Consider the following 21,402-nt stretch of genomic DNA (forward strand, 5'->3'; position numbering starts at 1 on the left):
TATGTCTGTTGAGAATTATTTTAATAATACCATCTTCTTCGTCTCACTAAACCCTTCCGCTTCCAGCTTATAGTAATACACTCCGCTTGCCCTATGCGAAGCATCCCAATCTACTTCATACTTGCCGGGTTGCAATTCTTCATTAACAAGAATAGCCATTACTCTTCCCGCAACATCATAGATTGTAAATTTTGTAAATGCTGGTTTTGGGATGCTGAATTGAATCTTAGTATTCGGATTAAATGGATTTGGATAATTTTGAAACAGGGAATACTCTGAAGGTACTTCAGTTGAAATGCTAGATATACCTGTTATTCCCCCGTTTGTTGTATATATGAGTCCATCACCTTTGGCACTTGCCCATACAATTTGATTGCTTATGCAAAAAATACTTTTAATGTTCTTAGAAGTATCTACTGGAGTTGACTGCTGAAACCAGTTAACTCCGCCGTTTGTTGTCTTGTAAATTTTACCGTTTTGCCCACCGGTATATCCGGTATCGTTTGAGCCGAAATCTATTGAATAAAAATTTATATTGTTGAAAGTACGATTCACCCAATTTATTCCGCTGTTCGAAGTTGTTAAAATTATACCATTCAACCCCACTGCGCATCCAATAGTTGGTGACTTCATTACAATCTCTCTTAAAGTAGTGTTGACGTTGGTTGTTTGCGTATTCCAACTGCTTCCTCCGTTGGATGTAAATATTATGCGTCCGGAATCTCCTGCGGCATAAACGGTATTTGCGCTCAGCATTTTAACCGAAAACAGTCTTCCGGTTCCGTTTGAACTTAAGTTTAACCAGGTTGCTCCACCAGTGGTTGTTTTTAGTATGATACGCAATGAGTCGTATGATCCAACTATAAAACCAGTCTGTGCATCAATAAACTTAACATCATTTAGCCATGATTGTACACCTGAAGTCTGCAGAAACCAAGATGTTCCTCCGGTTGTGGTTTTGACTATTTTTCCTCTCCTGCCCACGGCCCAACCGGTATTCTGGTCTACGAAAAAGAGTGTCGATAAACGATTCGTATCCACAGTTAAATATCCTGTCCAATTCAAGCCACTGTTGTTGGTTCTAAAAACTGTATCCCTGTATACAGAAGAGCAAAACCAACCGGTACTTTGATTATAAAACTGTATATCATCATCCGAACTGTCATCTATGTCTATTTTACCTTTATAATCTCTCAGCCAACCTACAGAGAGAATCATAGTTAAAATGCTAATAAAAATGAAAGAATATTTCTTCATTTAATAATATAGTTTAAATTTTTGGATGGAATTTGACCCACAATAATAATTATTTGAAATTTCAATGCATTTGACTTAAGTCAAGAAATTTAAGTTTAACTGTTTATTATTTCTCCGTTCTTAATTTTTACTTTTCCTGTGAGCTTAAGCTCATTTTAATGTAAACTTTAGTTTATCCAGTTTTTCCTTTGGAATACTTTATTCATTTTCTAAATCTGCGATTGCTTCTACTATTGTGTCATATGTTTTAACTTCTTCATCATTTACACTCACAACCGGTGCAATTGCTACATCAGCATTAAATACAAAATTTTCAGCATTAAATTAATTATTTGATTAGAATTTTCTTTTTTCTTTCGCTTCTTCTTGTGCCGCCAAGCTCAGCGACTTCAAGGCTATCAACCCCAAAAATGCTTTTTCCGCCTGCAAGTACTCGTGTAAACAAATCACCAAGTAATGTTTCGGCATCTTTAAGTTCAATTGATTTCCTGTCAGCAATTTCCAGTGCGGTATTATATTCATTAATCAGTTTTCGACATTCTTCAATTTGCGCATTCATTTCAGTTACTGTCAGCGGGTTAGGCTCCCATCCATAATTTATAGTTTTATAATATCTCTTATCAATATTTATCATTGCTTCAAGTCTTTTGGCTGCCTTAGCAATTTTAATTGATGAAATTCTCTTTCTCAGAGCCATTTTTTTGTTTTGAAGAAACTAATTGAATTTGAATTCCTTAATATCTTAAAACATTTATACTAAATCCAAAGAAAAATTATGTTAATTGTGAAGTCCTAATGAGTGTAAGTATATTATTTTATTGCGCTTTCAGCAATTTATCACTAATTTAAGGCATAAATTGTGAATTTTGGTATTGTAAAAAAATGTTTATTGATATTACAGAGTTATTTAAGAACTTTTCGGGAGATGAAATGCAGTATTTAACTGATTATTTTCACTCTCCATTTTTCAAAATTCCAAGAAGATTAACAAAACTGCATGACTTTATTATTAAAAATTCAAGAGCTGGGAATAACAATACCCTTACTCTTGAAAATATTAACGATGAGTTTTACCCTGGGGAAGATTCTGACAATAATTATGCAAACATCAGGAAACTATTATCAGAATATAAAAATAGGTTAAACGAATTTTATTCTTATTACGAATTCTCTTCAGATTTAATCACTAAAGGAAAACAATCACTTAATTGGCATCAAAGAAAAAATTATAAAACAGAATTCCAGAAACAATTCAACAAGCTGAAAGAAAGCATAGAGACATATTCAGAAAGAGATGATACTTATTACCTGGAAATGCAGCAGCTATATTCTAAAAGATTTAATTTTATTGATTCAAGAATTAATGAATTTCAAAATGATGATGGTTATAAAGTTAATGAATATTTGGATAAATACTATATTGCAAACAAACTGTTTCTCTTCCAGCGTTTTACTTCCTATGAATATACCAATAGAATAGATCTTGAACATATGTTCACTTTATCGCATTGCATAAACGAACATATTGAAAGAAACAAAGTTAATATTTTCAAAAATGATCCTGAAATTGCTTTCAGGTATTTAGCCCTTGAACTTCAAAATAAGGGATTCAACTTAGATATTTACAGGGAGTATATAAATTATATAAATAATATTGATCCAAACATAAAAATTAATGAAAATGGATATTATTTAACACTATTGCATACGTTATCAAAAATCGTTAATGAAGGCCACAGTGAATACGAAATTGAAGTTATAAAGCTGGCTGAATTAATGGAAAAGAAGGAGATATTAAAAAAATACGGAGTAACATTTATCGATCTCAAAATCATTATAGAATGCGCCATCGGTTTTAAAAGTTATGACTGGGGCTTGGATTTCCTTAACAGGACCAAAAACTTAATTAAAGAAAATAATTCAGATAATATTACAAATCTGCTGGCTGCCAAATTATTTTTCTTTAAAGAAGAATTTAATACTGCAAGATTTTTATTAACTAAAGTTAAAACCGAAAATTATTTAATGTATTTCGATGTGAAATTCCTTGAACTGCGAATTACGCTTATTCAAAATGAACTATTAGCGGCAATTGACATTTTAGAACTGATAAAAAAATACATAAAAACTCACAAAGATATTGGCGAGCATTTTATTCGCGCTTACACAACATTTGCAGATTATGTTCAAAAAATTATCAGAATTAATCACGAAGCAAATAATATGGATAGCAAAATGTACGAATTCAGAAAACTACTAGATAACATTACAGCTAATTCTTTTAATTTTTATGCAAAAGACTGGCTTATTAAATTTTTGAAAAAAAGAATTGAGTAAGAATGTAATAAATGAATATTATTTGCAGGTATTATAATTCAATTAGTCGAAATAAAAAAAATGTTAATCCTATTGGATTTAAATTAATTCAACATAATTTAAAACATAAAACTTTTATAATAAAATTAATCTGGTTAAATTATACGTGATTAATTTTTATATACTTTATCGAATTGAGACATTACAGTAAAGTTATAACTTATAATAGTAATTGTTGTTGTAAAAAAACTACGAAATTATTAATAACTAATATTAATTATAAAAAATAATTCGCAGCTTTTTTGTAGAAAATGGAATTATGCCGTTTATAAGTGCTATTTACAAATTGTAGTTAATTTACCTCCATTGCTAACATCAGGTGTAACAGAAGTCAGGATAGAGGTTTGGGAAACAGATTTCAGGTCAACTGAAGATGCAATTCCTCCCCTTCCTAAAATACTAACAGGTGAGTAAGAATTCTCACAAGTATATCCACTATCGCTTAGCTTTACAATGTAAATATCAAAGTTTCCAAAGCCAAAAGAATCAGTATAACCGGCAATAACAAAACCGCCGTCAGTTGTTTGATTAATGCTTTCCGCAGCTTCATAATTAATTCCTCCTACAGTTTTGCTCCACTTCAGTTTCCCGCTTTTATCAAGGTTTAAAACATAAAAATCATTGCCGCCCGCTCCAAAAGAATTAGTGTAACCGGCAATACCATATCCGTTGTCAAATGCCTCTATGACTGATAATGCTTCTTCAAATCCAGTACCACCTACGGTTCTACTCCATTGTAATCTTCCGGAAGCATCAAGTTTCACAATATAGCAATCCTTGAATCCAGCACCAAAGGAATCTGTATATCCAGCTATAACAAAACTTCCGTCTTTAGTTTGTATAATTGAATTTGCATCTTCCCACCCTGTCCCGCCTATAGTTCTGCTCCATTCAACATTACCATAGCCATCAAGTTTTACGATAAAATAATCAGAACCTCCTTCCCCATAAGAAAAAGTATATCCTGCTAAAGCAAAACCTCCATCCTCAGTTAGAATAATGTCTCTTGCTACATCATGATCAGTTCCGCCAATTGTTTTGGACCATAAAAGTTTCCCATTGACATCAAGTTTGAAAATGTAAAGATCACTTTTACCAGATCCAAACGAGAAGGAATATCCGGCTATAGCATAACCTCCATCTTTTGTTTGTACAATAGAAGAACACCATTCTCCCTTTCCTCCCCCAACAGTTCTGCTCCATGTTAGAGCACCATTGCTATCTAACTTTACAATAAGACAAGCATCAGATTTTTCACTATACGAGTTAGTTAAACCAACTACCGCAAATCCACCATCTTTAGTTTGAATTATTGAGTGAGCAATATCGGTCCCACTTCCACCCAGTGACATACTCCATTTTATTGAATCATCTATATTAATTTTCACAATATAAAAATCATTATTTTGTGTATAATCAGGATTTGTATACCCGGCTAAAACATAACTGCCATCCGCTACTTGTATCAATGAATGTTCATCGTCAATATTTGGTCCGCCTATTGTAAGCTGGTACTGTGTTTGACCTAAACAATAATCATTTGAAAGTATAAATTGAATAAATATGATTAGAAATATAGATATTCTCATCTCTATTTGTTATTAAATTTATTCTTAGCAAAATTTAACTGTTAATTTAACGAATATTTTTTTGAAAATGAAATAGATAAAATTCTGTCAGTTAAAGTATCACACCTCAAAAAACAGTATTAAAACGAACAATTAAAACATAACAAAATCTTCCTGAGAAAACTTTGAGCGATTAAACTAGTTTTCCGATATACTATTTTCTATAATTTCCAGCAAATTGAGTTCATTTTCACTTTCCGGTTTGCCAACCACATTCATAAACTCAAATTCAAAATAACCTACATCATCAAGTTTAGTTTTAATTATATCCGGATTTTTAACTGTTATAAAAAAGTGTATTAACTCGCATCCATACTCTTCATCTTTGTGGTAAACCCAATCCATTACAAAATCATACTCATTTAGTAAATCCTGACATTCATCAACGCAAAGATCTAATCCAAAATTCTCCCAGCGCCATCTGACCATTTTTAGAAACAATTCCATGCTCAGGTCTTCATTCAGATCGTGTTTTCCAATCTTCAATTGCATATTTACTCCTTTATTTTTTTAGTTTGTGCTATCATTGCGTTCTTCATCTCCTAAATAACCATTTTTACCATAATAACACATAACATCTTTTATTATAGGCTTTTCATCACATTTGGGGCAGACGAAAAGTACAAAAATACTTTTTTCGTGATCAAAAAAATATCTGTCAACAATTTTCATTTCGCCGCAATTTGGGCACAAATTTAATATATGTGTTTTTATATTATACATAAATTATGCACAACTTTTTTACAAGTGTTACTGATTCTAATCCGTTGATTACTTTTAAAGTATTGTTACTGCATTGTTTATAAAACTGCAAGTAACAACCGCGCAACAAATTCTAATCCTTTTTCTTTCTTTTATCAATTTTCTTCAAAACCTGGGATAATTTGAACGAATTAAAATTTACGTATGAGCCTATAGTTGTTGCCACATGCTCATGACCAAAATGCTGGCTCACAGCAGCCATTTCCTCGCCGTTCACACATTTTTCCAATGCTAAGTGAGCCGTCAATTTTCTGAAAGAATGAGGATTGTAATACTCCATCTTTGCATCTTTAGCCCGGTTTTTAAAAATATGTCTTATACGACCCGAACCTGTCCAGAATACCGGTTCCACTTCGTCTGATTTTTCAAAGCATAGATCATTTCCTTTTGATGTTGATTTCGATCTGGGAAAAACCGGGTCGTCTTTTTTAAAGCCCTTTGCTTTAAGGTATTCCACCCAATCAGTTACATATTTAAGTAATTTAGGCTCAAAGTTGAAAATCTTGCTTTTAATTTGTTTGGAAAACTTTGTTTTGACTCCTTCTTTCGGGTCTTGGTAAACCTCCATTTCTTCAATATCAATACATCCTAAGGGTAAACTCGCAATTGCTGAATCCCTCATACCGGTAAGTACCGTAAAGGCAATTAAAGAACGGTCACGCATTTCTACTTCACTCTTTCCCTTCACAGAAGCACTTAGCTTTAAAACATAATCAAGTGAAGGGTTTTTCTTTAATCTCCCCTGCTGAGATATTTTGCTTTCCGAATCAGCTGTATTCAGGTAGGCTATATCGTTGCCGGATAACCTGCTTTTATATCCCGGTTGCATAAGCAGCCATTCATAAAAATTTTTCAGCATTTTCAAATAATGGCAGTAGGTAGATATCTGGATAGGCTTATCTCTGTAACTGGACTTTTTAAGCCAGGTTTTGTATGATAATGCTTTTTCCTTTCCAAACTTAGCAAATTCTTCATAATTTGAAAATTCTTCATATTTTGTTAAAGCACTTTCAATCTTATCAATAGTTGCTGGATTCTTACCTTTAACTTCCTGCAGCCATTTGTAATATTCCTGTTTGGTCTTAATATTCTGAATGTTAATTGTCATATTTAAAGCTCCTCTCATTAATATATTTTCTGTTAAAAATTCAAAGTTAATTGTTCGCTTATATGTTTTTTAGTAACCCTGTCTATGTCAGTGTTTAAAGGGAGAGATGAGTTACTCATTAATCCTTTTCCTTTCGCTTTAAGTATCTTCAATGAGATCATTTTATTTATGATCTTATCAGAAGCGAACCTGTATATTGCAGTCCCGCAAAAGTTACAATTGCCAGTTATTTTTGCATGTTTATTTCCATTCCCCAAGCCTTTTTCGGTTATGATATATCGCAATTTTTCAGGCTTACTTATAGTTTCTTTCCTGCATTTTAGGCAGTAGAATTGATGTAATTCTAATTTTTTCTTATTACTTTTAAATTTTTTTTGAAGAAACTCTTTAACTACAAATCCCAAGTAAAGATGCGGTCTTGCATGTTCTTCAAGCGGCTTCATACCTTCTCTTTTCCACACCTGAATAGTGCGAATATGAACATGAAATAACTCAGCCAATTTTTGATTGGTGTAAACCTTCCTGCCCTTAATTAGTGATATATTTATCTTTTTTGACATTATTCACCTATTTAGATAAATATTTTACGGCTTCAGCTTCAATATCAGCAGTTCCTTTTACCGGATTCTGATATACCCAATCATCCAGCATGACCTTATCAAAATAAATCTTTTTGCCGAAAGGCTTATAATACGGTATTTTTCCGCCTGAGGTTAATTTGTAAAGGTATGATTTGGATATCCCGAGATATTCAGCAGCTTCATTGAAGGTATAAGGCTTTATCCGCTGAACCTTTAGTAGTTCTTTAATTTCAATTAAGGTCATTTCGATTTGTTTTTGAGTCATCTTGAATAGTTGTTTAATTATTAACTATTCAAAAATAACACATCTGGTATAGCTAAGTATATAGACTGTCTATAGACAGTCTATGACTTTATTTTCCTTTTTTTACATTTTCTACACTTACTTTAATTTTATCATAGTTTTTCGATTTACCCTTAATGTTTGTTTTTCGTACAGTTTCATCTTTAAAATCCGTACCTTCTGGTTTAACAAAGCAATCACGAATTACTGCATTCGGTTGTGTAATTTCTTCAATCAAACCGCCTAATTTCAATTCTTGGAACAATTCCTTTAGATCAGCAATACTACCTTTCCAAACAATCCTATTTTTTGCTTTTGTATTCATATCTTTTTCTGGTGTTGGTAAAATGTAATTTTCGGGTTCATTTTTCATTTCTACATTATCTACATTTGTCTTTAACCTTCGTTTTTCAGTATGCAGCAAGGGAAGAATATTTTTGCTCAATAATCTTAAAAAGCTTTCGTATTCTGACCTGCTTATGTGGCTACGTTCAAAATCAGCCATTGGTGAATATTTAATCCTTTTGAATTTATCTTGCAACCCATGCTTTTTTAATACTATCTCAATTGCATCATCAGGGTAATGATAACAAATCTGGTTCAATTCATGCAAATGATAATCTAAAAATTCTATTTTTTCAATATCATTTAATACCTTCAAATAATCTTTGATTTCAATAACATCAATAAAAAGATGATTTTCCCAATACTTTTTCCTTTCCATTGCCTGTTTATTCTGTAATTTTTCTAAATCTTTGTAAATATTAAGAATATCCTTATAGTGATTTGGAAAGATGTAACGTGGATCATCAACCAACTTTTCAATCATTCGCCTTATTTTAATGTATAGAGAGTACTGCTTTACCTGTTTTTTCCAATATTCCACTGGAAATCCATTAATATAATTGCCGGGTTTTTGTCCTTTGCTCCACTTTTTAATCAGAAATTCCTCAATACCCATCAATACTTTCTCCAGGAATTCAATCTTTCCATTAACATCACTAAAATCATTAACTTTGTTATAAAAGGAATTTGTTTTAGGTATTTCCATGTCTCTGGGTCTATCCGGGTTCGACTCATCAATTAAATCTTTAATTAAAAGTTGAATTTCTGAAGGCTTTGTTTGGTTATTTTTTCTTTCTTCAAGCCTATGTTTACCCCGTGAAGTAATTCCAATTGCATAAATATCTGGTCCGTTTGTCATAAAGCACTTTGCAAAGCCATCCTCCTCAAGCAATAAAGCAGCATCTTTAAGTTTAGTTTGATGTGCTTTAAATTCGTCTAAAACCAAAAACTTTTCAAATCCTATACCGCTGGCGGATGGTTCTTTTTCATGAAATTCCTGAAGTTTCTCCAACAATATTATGGATATTTCTCTTAAAGTCAGTGTCAATTGTTGGCTTTTATATAATCAAACAATTTTTCTTTATCTGTATTCAATTATCTCTATAATATTCAAGCGCAAATTTATCAATTAATTCATTTGTTATACTGTAAGAATCAGTTTTTATCATTTCTAAAGTCGGATTCATTAAATTAACATAATACAATTCATGAAAGACGCTTACGGTTATTGGAGCTTCAGTTTTTTTATCCGTAAAATCCCTGTATATTGTAAGTTCAATTCCGCCATAGTATATTACATCATTTACACTTTCGTGATTTTGAAAGAAGTTATAAGAAAACCACACAGTGAAAAAACCATCAGTACCTATCAACAAATAAATAGATGGTTCTATTTCCGGTATTTTATATTTTATCTTATCAATTATATATTTTAGATCAGGTAAATAAGATTTGAATTTTTTAGCTTCATCTGAATAATTTACGAAACCAGTATACACTTTAAGTTCTTTCATTTCTTGTGAATTTGTATCTTGTATATAAATCGTCAATAGAATTGTTATAAGCAAAAGATAATGATAAATATTGTGTGATAATTTGTATGCTATACTTTTCATTTCTACAAAATATTAATTCCGTATTTTCTTAATTTATTTGGTAGTATATCATCTAAATTCTGAATATGTTCATTTTCAAGATTAATCAAATTTAGATTATTTGTATTATATAAATGCAATTTTCTTTCTTTTCGTTTTATATATTCAGGATTTTTCAAACCCCAAAACTCAATGTAAAGATTAGCACTCTTAATAAAAAAGTCACTTACTATCATTTCTTTGATTGGAACAATTCTTTCGTAAGCATGGGCAATATTGTGATTAAATAGCCAATTATCTATTAAAACCTCGCTGAGAGATTTTACATAATGCCCATCCTCACATCTGTAATTTGACGGAAATTTATTTCTGTCATCATTTTCAATAACTGCTTTATTAACTCTTTCAGGAAGTTCTTCTTCTTTTTCGTGTAAGTTTATTCCAAGCGCTGAAATTAATTTATTGCCTTTATCTTCAGTAATTTCAAAAGGATAAAAAACTTTTGAATACGGAATGCCCATAAAGTTAAGGTAATCATTTCTCATTATTCTTCTTGGTGCTTGGATCGTTTTTATTCTAACCTGCCAGGGGAAACCACCACCCCACGCATCCGGTATTATGTTAAAAGTACCGTCAGAATCCGCATAAAATGGTCCTTCAATAAAATCATTTTCCTGATTAATGATCTTATTTAAATTATTCAAAAATAAAATATCACCTCTTTTTACTTCCTGAACATATTTTCCCATATTCGCAGTTTGTCCAAACAGTTTCAACTTAATACAATCATCATATGTTTGGTTACCGCACCTGAACATATAAAATTTTGGCATAACTTAAATTTTATTGAATATATTATTTACAAACAAATTTAATCGTTTTTTCTCTTAATGAGTTTGGTTTAGCGTAAAATTTATCCGATAAGTTATCATCATCAATATAAGTCCCATTAGAATAATAAGTAGTAATAGATAATACTTCATAACTCAATTCAGTACAATTAATTTTAATTTTAAGAAGTGAATAATTAATGTTTCCGTTTGCATCTTTGGATAAAGAAAGAGGGATTTGTTTTTCCCAAATATATACATATTTATCTTGATAACTTATTGTCTCATTATCAATATAATATTCAGTAAATTCATTATTATAATATAACACCCATCTATTATCTTGAGCATAAAAGTAAACAGTGTTTATCAAAATAAAAATAGTTGCAATTAAAATTAATAGATATTTCATAAATGTTTAGTTATGAGTTTAAATTACTGTTTTACGGAATTTATCTTTTCATAAACACTCTTCAGCATCCACATTTTTACAAATTGACCAAAATCAGCGTCATTCATTAATTTTGTAAATATTTCCTGATTTTGCTCCATACGGTCAATCAATTTATTTTCATAAATATCACTAAAGGGATATTTAAAATTATCAATCTGATTTGAAGCTGCTTGTTTTTGGAGATTCTCATCATTTATCAATTCCTGTTGTATTTGCTCAAAGAATAATCTATCTGCATCTGTAAATTCAGTGCCAAACCTTTCATTTAATAAATTTATAAGTTCAGAAAGTTTTATTGCATCATCTTTATCTTTTCTCATCCCTGCCTCAGTTACGGGCTTTAATGGGATTTTCTCATCAGTATCCAGGTTTATCTGTACTTCACTCATTTTTTGCAACCGGTAATACTCCAGCGCAACTTCATCATCTAATTTTAGTATACCCGATAAGTCAGATTTCGGTAATTTAGTCAGTAAAAACCTGCCATATGTATATAATTTTTCTAAATCAATATCCTGAAAAGGCATTATCTGAGATAAAAACGCATAAAGTCTGGTATAACTCTGTAAAGAATTTTTAAAATCTTCTTTTTCGTCTTCATTATTTAACTCTTTGAACCTGTCAACTGCAGGATCTATAAAAGAATTTAGACGTGAATGGTCTTTTAAATGTAATCGTTCCTGTGCTTTATAAAATATACCACAAAAGTTATCGATTTCACTCTTCCATATAATTTGCTTTGTTTCAATTCTCGTTTTCAAGTCAAATAACAAATTCGGGTCTGTTGCCTTTTCTAATTCTGTAATCTCGTAATAGGGTTTAAAGGCAAAAAGAATTTCATCTGTAGTATTAGCAAAATCCAATACAAAAGTATCTTCTTTTCCGGGACAAGTACGATTTAATCTTGAGAGAGTTTGAACTGTTCTAACCCCTGAGAGTTTCTTATCTACATACATAGTATGCAATAAAGGCTGGTCGTATCCATATTGGTATTTATCAGCTACAAGTAAAATCTGGTACTCAATAGTATTGAATTTATCAGGTAATTCAGTTTCAGGAAAACCATTCATTTGAGCTTCGGTAAACGGGTTATCCGGATTTTCAACAATTACTTTCCCTGAAAATGCAATTAATGCTTTTATGTCTGTGTAATTCTTATCCCTTAAATATTTATCAAACTCTAACTTATATCTTACAGCATGAAGCCTGGAGGAAGTTACAACCATAGCTTTTGCCAAACCACCAATTTTCTTTGATGTGATTTGTTTGAAATGTTCAATGATAACTTCAGTTTTTTGTGAAAGGTTAGTTGGGTGTAAAGAAACAAACCTTGCAACAGCTCTTGCAGCTTTCTTTTTATTAAGTAAAGGGTCATCTTCTATAGATTTTGAAAGCCTGTAATATGCATTATATGTTGTATAGTTTTTTAGGACATCAAGTATAAAACCTTCCTGTATAGCTTGTCTCATTGAATATAAATGAAACGGCTTGGGTAAACCATCGGATCCTTTTTCGCCAAAAACTTCAAGTGTTTTTGATTTAGGTGTAGCCGTAAAAGCAAAGAAACTCAAATTCTTATGCTTTCCTCTTGCTTTAATTGATTTCCTGATTAAATCTTCGGTATCGTCAGTATCATTTATTGATTCTTCTTTTTCAGCTTCTTCAAGGCTTTTTGCTGCTAATACTTCTTTCAGTTTCTTTGTTGCTTCACCACCCTGAGAACTATGTGCTTCATCCACAATTATTGCGTAATTTCGGTTAGGCAAGTCCTTCACAATATCTAAAATTGAAACAAACGGAAATTTCTGCAGTGTTGTAATAATTATAGGTATAGCATTTTTAAGTGCCTCACCGAGCTGAGATGAACTTTCATCAATTTTTTTAACTACACCATCTTTATGGTCAAACTGATAAATGGTATTTTGTAGTTGTCTATCCAGAACCTTACGATCTGTTATTACAATTACAGAATCAAATATCTTATTATTGTTACTATCATGTAAAGTTGATAGATGATGAGTTAACCAGGCTATAGAGTTACTTTTTCCGCTTCCGGCAGAGTGTTCAATAAGGTAATTTTTACCTGAATTATTTAATTTTACGTCATTAATCAGTTTTCTTACAACATCTAATTGGTGATACCGGGGGAATATTAAAGCTTCTTTTTTTCTTATTTCATTCCCAAATTTAAATTCTTCAACTTGTAAATGGAGGTAGCGTCCTAAAATATCCATTAAACTATCTTTTACTAAAACATATTCCCAAAGATATGAAGTCTTATAACCATTTGGATTTGGGGGATTACCTGCGCCATTTTCAAAACCTAAATTAAATGGAAGGTATTTAGTTCTATTCCCATCAATTTTTGTTGTCATAAATACTTTATCAGTGTCTATGACAAAGTGGACTAATGCTCTTTTTTTAAATTGAAACAATAATTCATTTGCACTTCTTGAAGCTTTATATTGCTTTTTTGCATCTTCTACATTTTGACCTGTAAATTGATTTTTAAGTTCTGCTGTTATTACTGGCAAGCCGTTTAAACATATCAAAAGATCAATTGAATTTTGATTTGATGAGCTATATTTAACCTGTCTTGTAACTGTAAGCTGATTTAATGAATACAATATTTCTGTATCGGGATTTAGTGTTGTTTCCGGTTTGAAGAAAGCCATTTGAAATTTTATGCCGTAATCAGTAAAGCCATATCTTAAAACTGAAATCGTTCCATTAAGTTCAAGCTCTTTGCATAATCTTTGAATTAATTTATCTTCAACATCATCACCGTGTATATCAGATATTCTTTCCCATTGCTTGGGCTGTGAAGACTTTATAAAATCAATAATTCTATTTTTATCTAAGGCAAGTTCCTTATTAAAATCATCCGTATTTCCTTTAAAATAACCACCGTTTTCAATTAAGCTATTTTCTATAGCTTCTTCAAATGCTTTTTCAGTATGTATTTGGGTATTAACCATTACATTTATTTATCTTAATTATTTTCCTCAAAATTTAATCTTGCTTTTGCATTAAAACTTTTATCTGTTGGATACCACAAATAGCTATTATCAATTGTTGAATCCGATAAATAATCTAAAAGATTTGAAATAAAATAGGAAAACGAAAGGTTTTTAAGTTCAAATATATAACCGTTTCTTGTATTTTGATTTATTCGATCAAGGCTCATCGGGTGAACAAATTTATAAAATTTGTTTTTGTTGAAACTTATATGATTTACACAATAATATTCATAATTTTCATTATCTTGCAGATTAATTGATTCTGATAAAATGTAATTTTTTAATACTTCATAATCTGTTGTTTTTTCATAACCTGTGTAAGAAAAAATACCATTGAATAATTTACTGTCAATTTTTTCTTGAGTTGTGACAGTGTTTATCAAATACTTTTTCTCAAGTGCTTTCATTTTGGCATCATAAACAAATTTTCCAATTTTGTTCATTCTATGAATAATTTTTCTGTTTTTTTGATTTTTCAAATTTGCCTTCACTTCAATTATAGCCTTTACGGAATCTGGCGTTACAATTGCAAAATCCCCTTCTTTGAACATTGTTGGATATGAGTTATCATAAACTATAATATCAATTTGCGGTGAAGGTTCGTGCTTTCCTCTTTCATCTGTTTGTCTAACAACGAAACCTGAAACTATAGAATATTTCTCCGGTAAGAATCTTTTGATAACTGTTTTTAAGATCGCTTCTTTATATTTCCCTTCTTCACCCCAATGATCAATTAGATTTCTAACTCGATCCTTAATAGCTATAAGTTCATGGGTAGTTGTTAAATGAAATTTATTAGTATCCTTAATTGACATTGTTTCCTCTCACATCAATTTTACCTGTTACTGCTTCTGAAATTAACGCATCCCGGTATTCTTGCAATAATTCTATTTCGTTTTCTATCTTTGAAATAGTTGTAGAATTAAACACAATCTTTTTTTCAATAAATGTTACAATTTCTGTTTGTTCTTCAATTGGAGGTAAAGGTATAGGATAATTCCCAATTTCTTCTTGTGCCATAGTAGGTATTGTACTGCCACTATTGCTTAGTGTAAACTGATTTTGAATAAAATCAGAAGCTATATAATAAAATAAGAATTTATTTAAACACTTTATATTTTTAAAAACTGCAATTTGTGGATTTATTGTTAATGGGTATTCAACATTTTGAACATAAGCAACTTTTCCAATGGTGGAACCTGTTTTTACCAAAAGTATATCATTTTCAAAAATTTTAATTTCTTCCGATTCATTATATTTATCCCAGCTCAAATAAGTACATTTTGTTAAGTCTAAATATCCTTTAATCATGTTACTTGGACTTATTGTAATTGCACCTTCTTTTTCAGCAACTATGTCATCAATAGTGTAACCCCTATAACCAATTCTACCAAATATTTTTGAAACTCTTTTAACTTTATTAACCACCCAATGGTCCGGTATTTTCCCAAGCCATTCAATACCTGAATCATTCAATTTTACATCTTTATTTAACCCTTTAGTTATAGCTTGATTAACAATTGCAGTTTTTTCTTCCTGTAATATTTCAATAAGTCTTTCTTTTTTTGTTATTAATTCGTCAATTAGTGCTGTTTTATAATTAAGGAAGTCAGTGATACTCTGTTGTTCTTGAAGAGAAGGTAAAATAGAGATAACATTCTTAAAAGAATCTACACCTAAACCAAATCGTGTGACTCCATTAGCTTGGCTTTCAAAATAAGCGTTCATTATATCTGTTTGAAATAATCTAAACAAATATTTACCTAATATGTGTGCTTTGTTAGTCCTAATTTGGCATAAATGATAACCGCATAATAAATTCTCAATTTCTTCCTCTACAAACGCAGGATTTCCAATGTCATCAGGAGTTTCAGAATCTTTTGTAATTAAAACGTCTCCTAATTTTGTAGAATATTTTTCAATTTCACTGATTGAAGCAGTTGCAATCATAAAAGGTATTTTGCTGTTTATAAAATCATTTTTATAAACATCAACGTAGTTACACAATAAAACTTCAATTTCATCAGGTTTAGACAATTTGTCAACATTGCTCGGTTGTATTTTGGAAACAAATTTTAATTTCTTAGATCCCCAATTCTTGGGAATATTTGCAACCCAGGGAATATTTGTTGGCTTATATTTTGGGTATGGTCTATACATATCGAACAAATCCTAAAAGAGAATTGATGAATCTATTCTTGTCAAATTCTTCAAGTTGAAAATTGCTTAGTTTTTTCAATCTTATAACACATTTATCTTTTGTATGTTCAATTTTGCAAGATAGCAACGATTTTATAAACGATTCAGCAAAAGATTTTCCATATAGATTACCGTGATTTACTAAATTATCAATATAGTTCCAAAACGAATTCTCTTGAACAAGGGAATGAACTTTCAAAATGTCATTCTGTATGTCATAAAATGGGTCAATAGGGATTTTATATGTATTTAAATATCCGAATACATAATTATATTTGTTTGACGAAGTTTCAATTAATGCTTGATGGATGAAAAATCTTTTTTGATTCATTGGTATACGCATAGAAGTAGCAATACCAATTGAATCCTTAATATCCAGTAATAATAAATCGGCCATTTCTTTTAATTCGTTACTCTCAGCAATCCCATGTGCCATCTTATTTCTTAAAATTCTAAATGCAAAGGAATAGTATTCGTAATGTAATTCATAAGATAATTTGTATTGCAAAAAATCCAATTTCTCTTTCAGACCCATACCTAATAATTCATTTTCAGTGATATCAAAGAGAGAACAAATTTCATGAAGAATACCTTCGATAATAAAAATACTTAAACCACCAGATACAATCTTGCTGTCGTTTTCATATGCAATAATGCATTGTTCCAGTATTTCTTTTTTCTTAGCTACTATGTGATTTTTGTCATACAATAACCTTATGTTATCAATAATGTCATTATTTTCAATATATTCTTTTAAGGCTTTTTGGAAAGCAGGTTTATCTTTATCATATATCCTTTCCATTTCTTCTTTTTCATCAGGTATTAAATCCATAAATTTATTTGATATCATATTAGGATAAGATACATCATAATTTTTAGAACCCAATAGGGCATATTCATATTGTAAAGTATTCCATAAACCTATTCCTAATCCTGCACTGCATTCACTAATAACGTAATCATATATACCTTTTTTAAGAAACTCAATTAATTCAATTCTTGCATCCTTATTCAAATTAGAGTAAAAAGTCAATAATGGAACTTTTTTCTGATAAACTTCTTGATTTTTTAACTTTATGATTGTATCAATTTCTTCATTGATTTTGGCAATTCTATCATCAATTTCTTGTATATGTTGAGTTGCACTTATATACGTATCAAGCAATTTTTGTTTTGGCTCTTGTTTTAATTGAAAATAAATGTCAACAATGTATTTGTAAAATCCTTCTTCATTATCAGGAACTTCTTTATCATTGGATTTTGAATCTTCAATGAAAGTTTTTCTTATTTTATCAAAGTCACTTACCCAAAGATCTATTGATAGTACTTTATTGAGAAATGATTTTCCTAATTGTTGGAAGTTTGCAGTAAATATTTGTTTGCTATCATAAAATTCAGCAGTAAGGTCATTAATCTCCTTCATTTTAAGATTACTAAGATCTATTTTTTTATTGTTAGCCAAGTTAGTCAATAATTTCCTTTATCATTCCTTCAGTTTCATTCTCCAGCTTTATAATATCAGCTCTAATCTCAACAAGTGAACGCAATGGCTGATATTTATAAAAATACCGGGTAAAATTTATTTCATAGCCTATTTTAGTTTTTGTATGGTCTATCCAGGCATCAGGCACATGGGGCAATACTTCTGCTTCAAAGTATCTTTGTATGTTATCTTTTAACGGTATGTTTTCATAATCTCTTAAATCCGGGTCAGGCTCAGGGTTCCCGTCTTTATCAGTGCAAATATCCGCCGTTTCATCTTTTTCTGATAAAGCATTTAATATGGCTTTTATGACTTGCCCGGTAAGTTTGATGTTTGCTTGTTCAAAAACCTCGTTCAATGTTTTAACAAATTTTTCCCTATTTTTAAATAATTTATCTTCCGGTATTAACTTAATTGCTTTTATGATATCATACTGTAATTTTTTGCCTTCTTCTGTTACTTTAATTTCAAACTTTTTACCCTTAAAACCTAATTTAAGATGATCAAAGGCAGTTTGCATCCATAATTTGTCGATTCTCTCCTGAGTTGTTTGAAAATTCAGCCTTAAAGGTCTTTCAACTGTTATCCTGTGGTAACCAAAATCAGTATTATCAAATATCTTACAATATTCAGCTTCTTCAAAATCAGTATATAAATTTACAATTTCACTTATATGTTCATTTGATATTTCATTCCTTTTATTACCTAAACTCCGTGTCATTTTCTTAAAGAATGAGACTGCATTAATCAACTGAACTTTGCCTTTACGTTTTTTGGTTTTCCTGTTTGTTACAATCCATATATATGTTGAAATACCTGTATTATAAAAAAGCTGGTCAGGTAGTGCAATAATTGTTTCAAGCATATCATTTTCAATAACCCATTTCCTTATATCACTCTCACCGCTTCCGGCAGAACCTGTAAATAAAGGTGAACCGTTAAAAACTATTCCCATTCTTGTACCGCCGTTTGAAGGCTTCATTTTGCTTACCATGTGTAGTAGGAAAAGCAATGAACCATCATTTATACGAGGTAAGCCTGCTCCAAATCTTCCGCCAAAACCTTTATCTTCATGTTCAGCTTTAATCTCATCAGCAACTTTTTTCCATTCAACTCCGTATGGTGGATTTGAAAGCATATAATCAAATTTTTCCGTTGGTAGCCCATCTTTAGTAAAACTGTTTCCGTATTTTATATTATCCGCATTTTGTCCTTTAATAAGTATATCTGACTTACAGATTGCGAATGATTCATCATTTAATTCCTGTCCAAAAAGCTCCATGTGTGCCTTCGGATTAAGCTCTTTTATATATTCTTCAGCTATTGAAAGCATTCCGCCGGTTCCACAGGCAGGGTCATATATGGTCTTAACGATACCAGGTTTTGTCAAAACATCACTATCTTCTACGAAAAGGACATCCACCATTAATCTAATAACTTCACGCGGTGTAAAATGCTCACCTGCTGTTTCATTTGAAAGTTCAGCAAATTTTCTTATTAACTCTTCAAAAATATAACCCATAGTTAAGTTTGAAATAATATCAGGGTGTAAGTTAATTTCCTGAAACTTTTTAATTACTTTATATAAAAGGTTTGCTTCATCTAGTTTCTTTATTTGGTCTTCAAATTTGAAATATTTAATAATATCTCTTGCTGATTTTGAAAATCCGTTGATAAAATTGCGCAGATTAGCAGCTATATGATTAGGGTCATCAACAAGTTTTGAGAAATTATACAGGCTATGATTATGAAAATTATAACCTGCCTCACGATTCAAAATTCTGTCCAGAATTTCTTCTTTTTGTTTACCTAAAGATTTTAATTTTTTTAAAACCTTTTCTTTTTTTGGTTCAAGTACACAATCTAAACGCCTTAAAACTGTTAGAGGTAATATAACCTTCCCATATTCAGCTTGTTTATAGTCACCCCTTAAAAGGTCAGCCACACTCCATATAAAATTTGCAGTTTCCCGGAAGTTATTCATAAAATCATATTCTTTATTTGAATTTTATAATTTATCATTGGTTACCACTTATCAATTGAAAAATTCACTTTATTGGGTTTAGTCCAGTATATTAATCCGTCTTGCATCAATTTAGATAACTGAGACCAAGGCCATCTTTGCGCTGAAGGATCAGCTTCATCTCCTATTACTATATATCGATTGAAAGGGTTTAGATCTGAAATGTTAACGGTTATTGTATAACTATCCAGATATGGATTTATTCCTAAATCATTTTGCAACAATGTAAATAAAGTATCATCTGAGGTTTTTGCGTTTATTCTAAAATAATTCCATTGTGTTGCGTTTTCTGATTGATTTACATTCAGTGGTATTCTTCGTTTTTTACCGGTAAACTCTCTAATTTCTTCTTTTAAATCACCTAACAATTGTATATATGGGATAATTCTGCCTTTGCAATATTTTGTTCCGCAAGTATCAATTTCACCCAAACTAATCCAGCTTCCCTCTGGTATCTTATCTTTTTGATTTTTTATCTGATATTCACTCAATTCTTCAATTAGATTTACAGTTAATATATATTCATATACACAACCCGGGTTGCAGTCTCCGCTATAATAATTTTCTAACATTCTCTCCAAGTTAGGTTTTTCTCCCGGTTTCCATATTATTTGATAATATTTCCAGGTTCTCGAATCCTCAGGGATACCATTGTTAATTTCATCAGTAGGCAATAATGAGTAGCAGCCAATGAATGATGAAAAGAATAAGTGAAGTAATATGGCTTTATTTATTACGGCAAATTTCAATTCTTTTTTATATATAGGCATAGATTCCCTCACAAGGGATTTATGTATATTTTTACTAATTGATTAATTAAAATTAAAATATTTTAATGATAAATAAAAGGTTATAAGAGGAAAGCAAAAACAAAAAACCTGCTTGGTAGGCAGGTTTTTAAGTTACAAAAGCAGTATTTGATTATTCCGCTTTTTTCAGCACTGCACGATAACTGTCATAATCGAAACTATTCCAATTACCAGTTGCTGCATCCACGATAATACCAACCAGACCGGAAAGAATATCGAGAATAAGCCAGCCGGCTCCTAAACCGTAAGTCATTCTTAGGCTCTTGGTTTTGAATCCGTCTTTGACAAATTCAATTGTGTATTCTTTGCTTTTCTTTAACCTCAAAGTAAGCGGTGTGGTGCCTTCCTCTTTGCCGTTTACAAGCACAGTGGCGTCTTTTGGCTCACTGCTAAGCTCTACCTCATCATAACTACCGGAAAAGATTGTAGCGCAGCCTTGAAAGGCAAAAACTGACAATAGTAATCCAACAATGAAGCTAATTGAATTCTTCATTTTATACCTCCTTAGATATAATATATTAAGTTTTCCCCGAAATTAGGGTTAAATCTATATCATAATGAAACTAAAAATTTAATATTCAAACATACAAAATAAAAATGCTCTATTCATATCATTGAATGATATTAATTTAAATAAAAAACCCGTAAA

General features: G+C 30.8%; 20 protein-coding genes. 1 reads left to right on the top strand and 19 read right to left on the bottom strand.

Features of this window, described 5'->3' with window-relative positions; genetic code table 11:
• Window positions 1–15 precede the first annotated feature (15 nt).
• Window positions 16–1,257 (bottom strand): T9SS type A sorting domain-containing protein, encoded by a 1,242-nt coding sequence (locus J0M37_15470; protein MBN8586488.1) that lies wholly within the window; start codon window positions 1,255–1,257, stop codon window positions 16–18.
• A 328-nt stretch (window positions 1,258–1,585) separates the two neighbouring features.
• The gene (locus J0M37_15475; protein MBN8586489.1) at window positions 1,586–1,954 is read right to left on the bottom strand and encodes a hypothetical protein; all 369 of its coding nucleotides are present in this window, start codon (window positions 1,952–1,954) and stop codon (window positions 1,586–1,588) included.
• Window positions 1,955–2,139: 185 nt separating this feature from the next.
• Here J0M37_15475 and J0M37_15480 point away from each other — a divergent pair, with 185 nt between their 5' ends.
• Entirely contained in the window at window positions 2,140–3,594 is a 1,455-nt protein-coding gene (locus J0M37_15480) for a hypothetical protein (protein MBN8586490.1), read from the top strand.
• A 314-nt stretch (window positions 3,595–3,908) separates the two neighbouring features.
• On the opposite strand, the gene J0M37_15485 is transcribed toward J0M37_15480, so the two are convergent.
• The 17 genes from J0M37_15485 to J0M37_15565 all read right to left on the bottom strand — a co-directional run bounded on the left by J0M37_15485 (window position 3,909) and on the right by J0M37_15565 (window position 21,246).
• Window positions 3,909–5,222: a hypothetical protein gene (locus J0M37_15485; protein MBN8586491.1), complete on the bottom strand. Its 1,314-nt coding sequence runs from the start codon at window positions 5,220–5,222 to the stop codon at window positions 3,909–3,911.
• Between the two features lie 177 nt (window positions 5,223–5,399).
• Window positions 5,400–5,747, bottom strand: coding sequence for a hypothetical protein (locus J0M37_15490; protein ID MBN8586492.1), 348 nt, complete (start codon window positions 5,745–5,747; stop codon window positions 5,400–5,402).
• Window positions 5,748–5,771: 24 nt separating this feature from the next.
• Complete coding sequence (locus J0M37_15495) at window positions 5,772–5,933, bottom strand: hypothetical protein (GenBank protein MBN8586493.1); 162 nt, start codon at window positions 5,931–5,933, stop codon at window positions 5,772–5,774.
• A 163-nt stretch (window positions 5,934–6,096) separates the two neighbouring features.
• On the bottom strand, window positions 6,097–7,131 hold the full coding sequence (locus J0M37_15500) for a site-specific integrase (GenBank protein MBN8586494.1): 1,035 nt from the start codon (window positions 7,129–7,131) through the stop codon (window positions 6,097–6,099).
• Window positions 7,132–7,163: 32 nt separating this feature from the next.
• Window positions 7,164–7,691 (bottom strand): hypothetical protein, encoded by a 528-nt coding sequence (locus J0M37_15505; GenBank protein ID MBN8586495.1) that lies wholly within the window; start codon window positions 7,689–7,691, stop codon window positions 7,164–7,166.
• Window positions 7,692–7,698: 7 nt separating this feature from the next.
• The gene (locus J0M37_15510; GenBank protein ID MBN8586496.1) at window positions 7,699–7,977 is read right to left on the bottom strand and encodes a helix-turn-helix domain-containing protein; all 279 of its coding nucleotides are present in this window, start codon (window positions 7,975–7,977) and stop codon (window positions 7,699–7,701) included.
• 88 nt (window positions 7,978–8,065) lie between these two features.
• Complete coding sequence (locus J0M37_15515) at window positions 8,066–9,388, bottom strand: hypothetical protein (protein MBN8586497.1); 1,323 nt, start codon at window positions 9,386–9,388, stop codon at window positions 8,066–8,068.
• 43 nt (window positions 9,389–9,431) lie between these two features.
• The gene (locus J0M37_15520; GenBank protein ID MBN8586498.1) at window positions 9,432–9,854 is read right to left on the bottom strand and encodes a hypothetical protein; all 423 of its coding nucleotides are present in this window, start codon (window positions 9,852–9,854) and stop codon (window positions 9,432–9,434) included.
• Between the two features lie 104 nt (window positions 9,855–9,958).
• A complete protein-coding gene (locus J0M37_15525) occupies window positions 9,959–10,768 on the bottom strand; it encodes a hypothetical protein (protein ID MBN8586499.1) in 810 nt (269 codons plus the stop codon).
• Window positions 10,769–10,790: 22 nt separating this feature from the next.
• On the bottom strand, window positions 10,791–11,177 hold the full coding sequence (locus J0M37_15530) for a hypothetical protein (GenBank protein ID MBN8586500.1): 387 nt from the start codon (window positions 11,175–11,177) through the stop codon (window positions 10,791–10,793).
• Window positions 11,178–11,200: 23 nt separating this feature from the next.
• Window positions 11,201–14,197 (bottom strand): type I restriction endonuclease subunit R, encoded by a 2,997-nt coding sequence (locus J0M37_15535; protein MBN8586501.1) that lies wholly within the window; start codon window positions 14,195–14,197, stop codon window positions 11,201–11,203.
• Window positions 14,198–14,211: 14 nt separating this feature from the next.
• Window positions 14,212–15,054, bottom strand: coding sequence for a hypothetical protein (locus tag J0M37_15540; protein MBN8586502.1), 843 nt, complete (start codon window positions 15,052–15,054; stop codon window positions 14,212–14,214).
• Complete coding sequence (locus tag J0M37_15545; GenBank protein ID MBN8586503.1) at window positions 15,044–16,399, bottom strand: restriction endonuclease subunit S; 1,356 nt, start codon at window positions 16,397–16,399, stop codon at window positions 15,044–15,046. The genes J0M37_15540 and J0M37_15545 overlap by 11 nt, the downstream gene beginning before the upstream one ends.
• Entirely contained in the window at window positions 16,392–17,900 is a 1,509-nt protein-coding gene (locus tag J0M37_15550; GenBank protein MBN8586504.1) for a hypothetical protein, read from the bottom strand. The genes J0M37_15545 and J0M37_15550 overlap by 8 nt, the downstream gene beginning before the upstream one ends.
• A gap of 1 nt (window position 17,901) precedes the next feature.
• Window positions 17,902–19,905, bottom strand: a complete 2,004-nt coding sequence (locus tag J0M37_15555; protein ID MBN8586505.1) for an SAM-dependent DNA methyltransferase — start codon at window positions 19,903–19,905, stop codon at window positions 17,902–17,904.
• Between the two features lie 41 nt (window positions 19,906–19,946).
• Window positions 19,947–20,714 (bottom strand): hypothetical protein, encoded by a 768-nt coding sequence (locus J0M37_15560; protein ID MBN8586506.1) that lies wholly within the window; start codon window positions 20,712–20,714, stop codon window positions 19,947–19,949.
• A 151-nt stretch (window positions 20,715–20,865) separates the two neighbouring features.
• On the bottom strand, window positions 20,866–21,246 hold the full coding sequence (locus J0M37_15565) for a PEGA domain-containing protein (protein ID MBN8586507.1): 381 nt from the start codon (window positions 21,244–21,246) through the stop codon (window positions 20,866–20,868).
• Window positions 21,247–21,402: the final 156 nt, after the last annotated feature.

The sequence above is a fragment of the Ignavibacteria bacterium genome (assembly GCA_017303675.1).
In the GTDB taxonomy this organism is placed as follows: Bacteria; Bacteroidota; Ignavibacteria; order Tepidaquicellales; family OLB5; genus OLB5.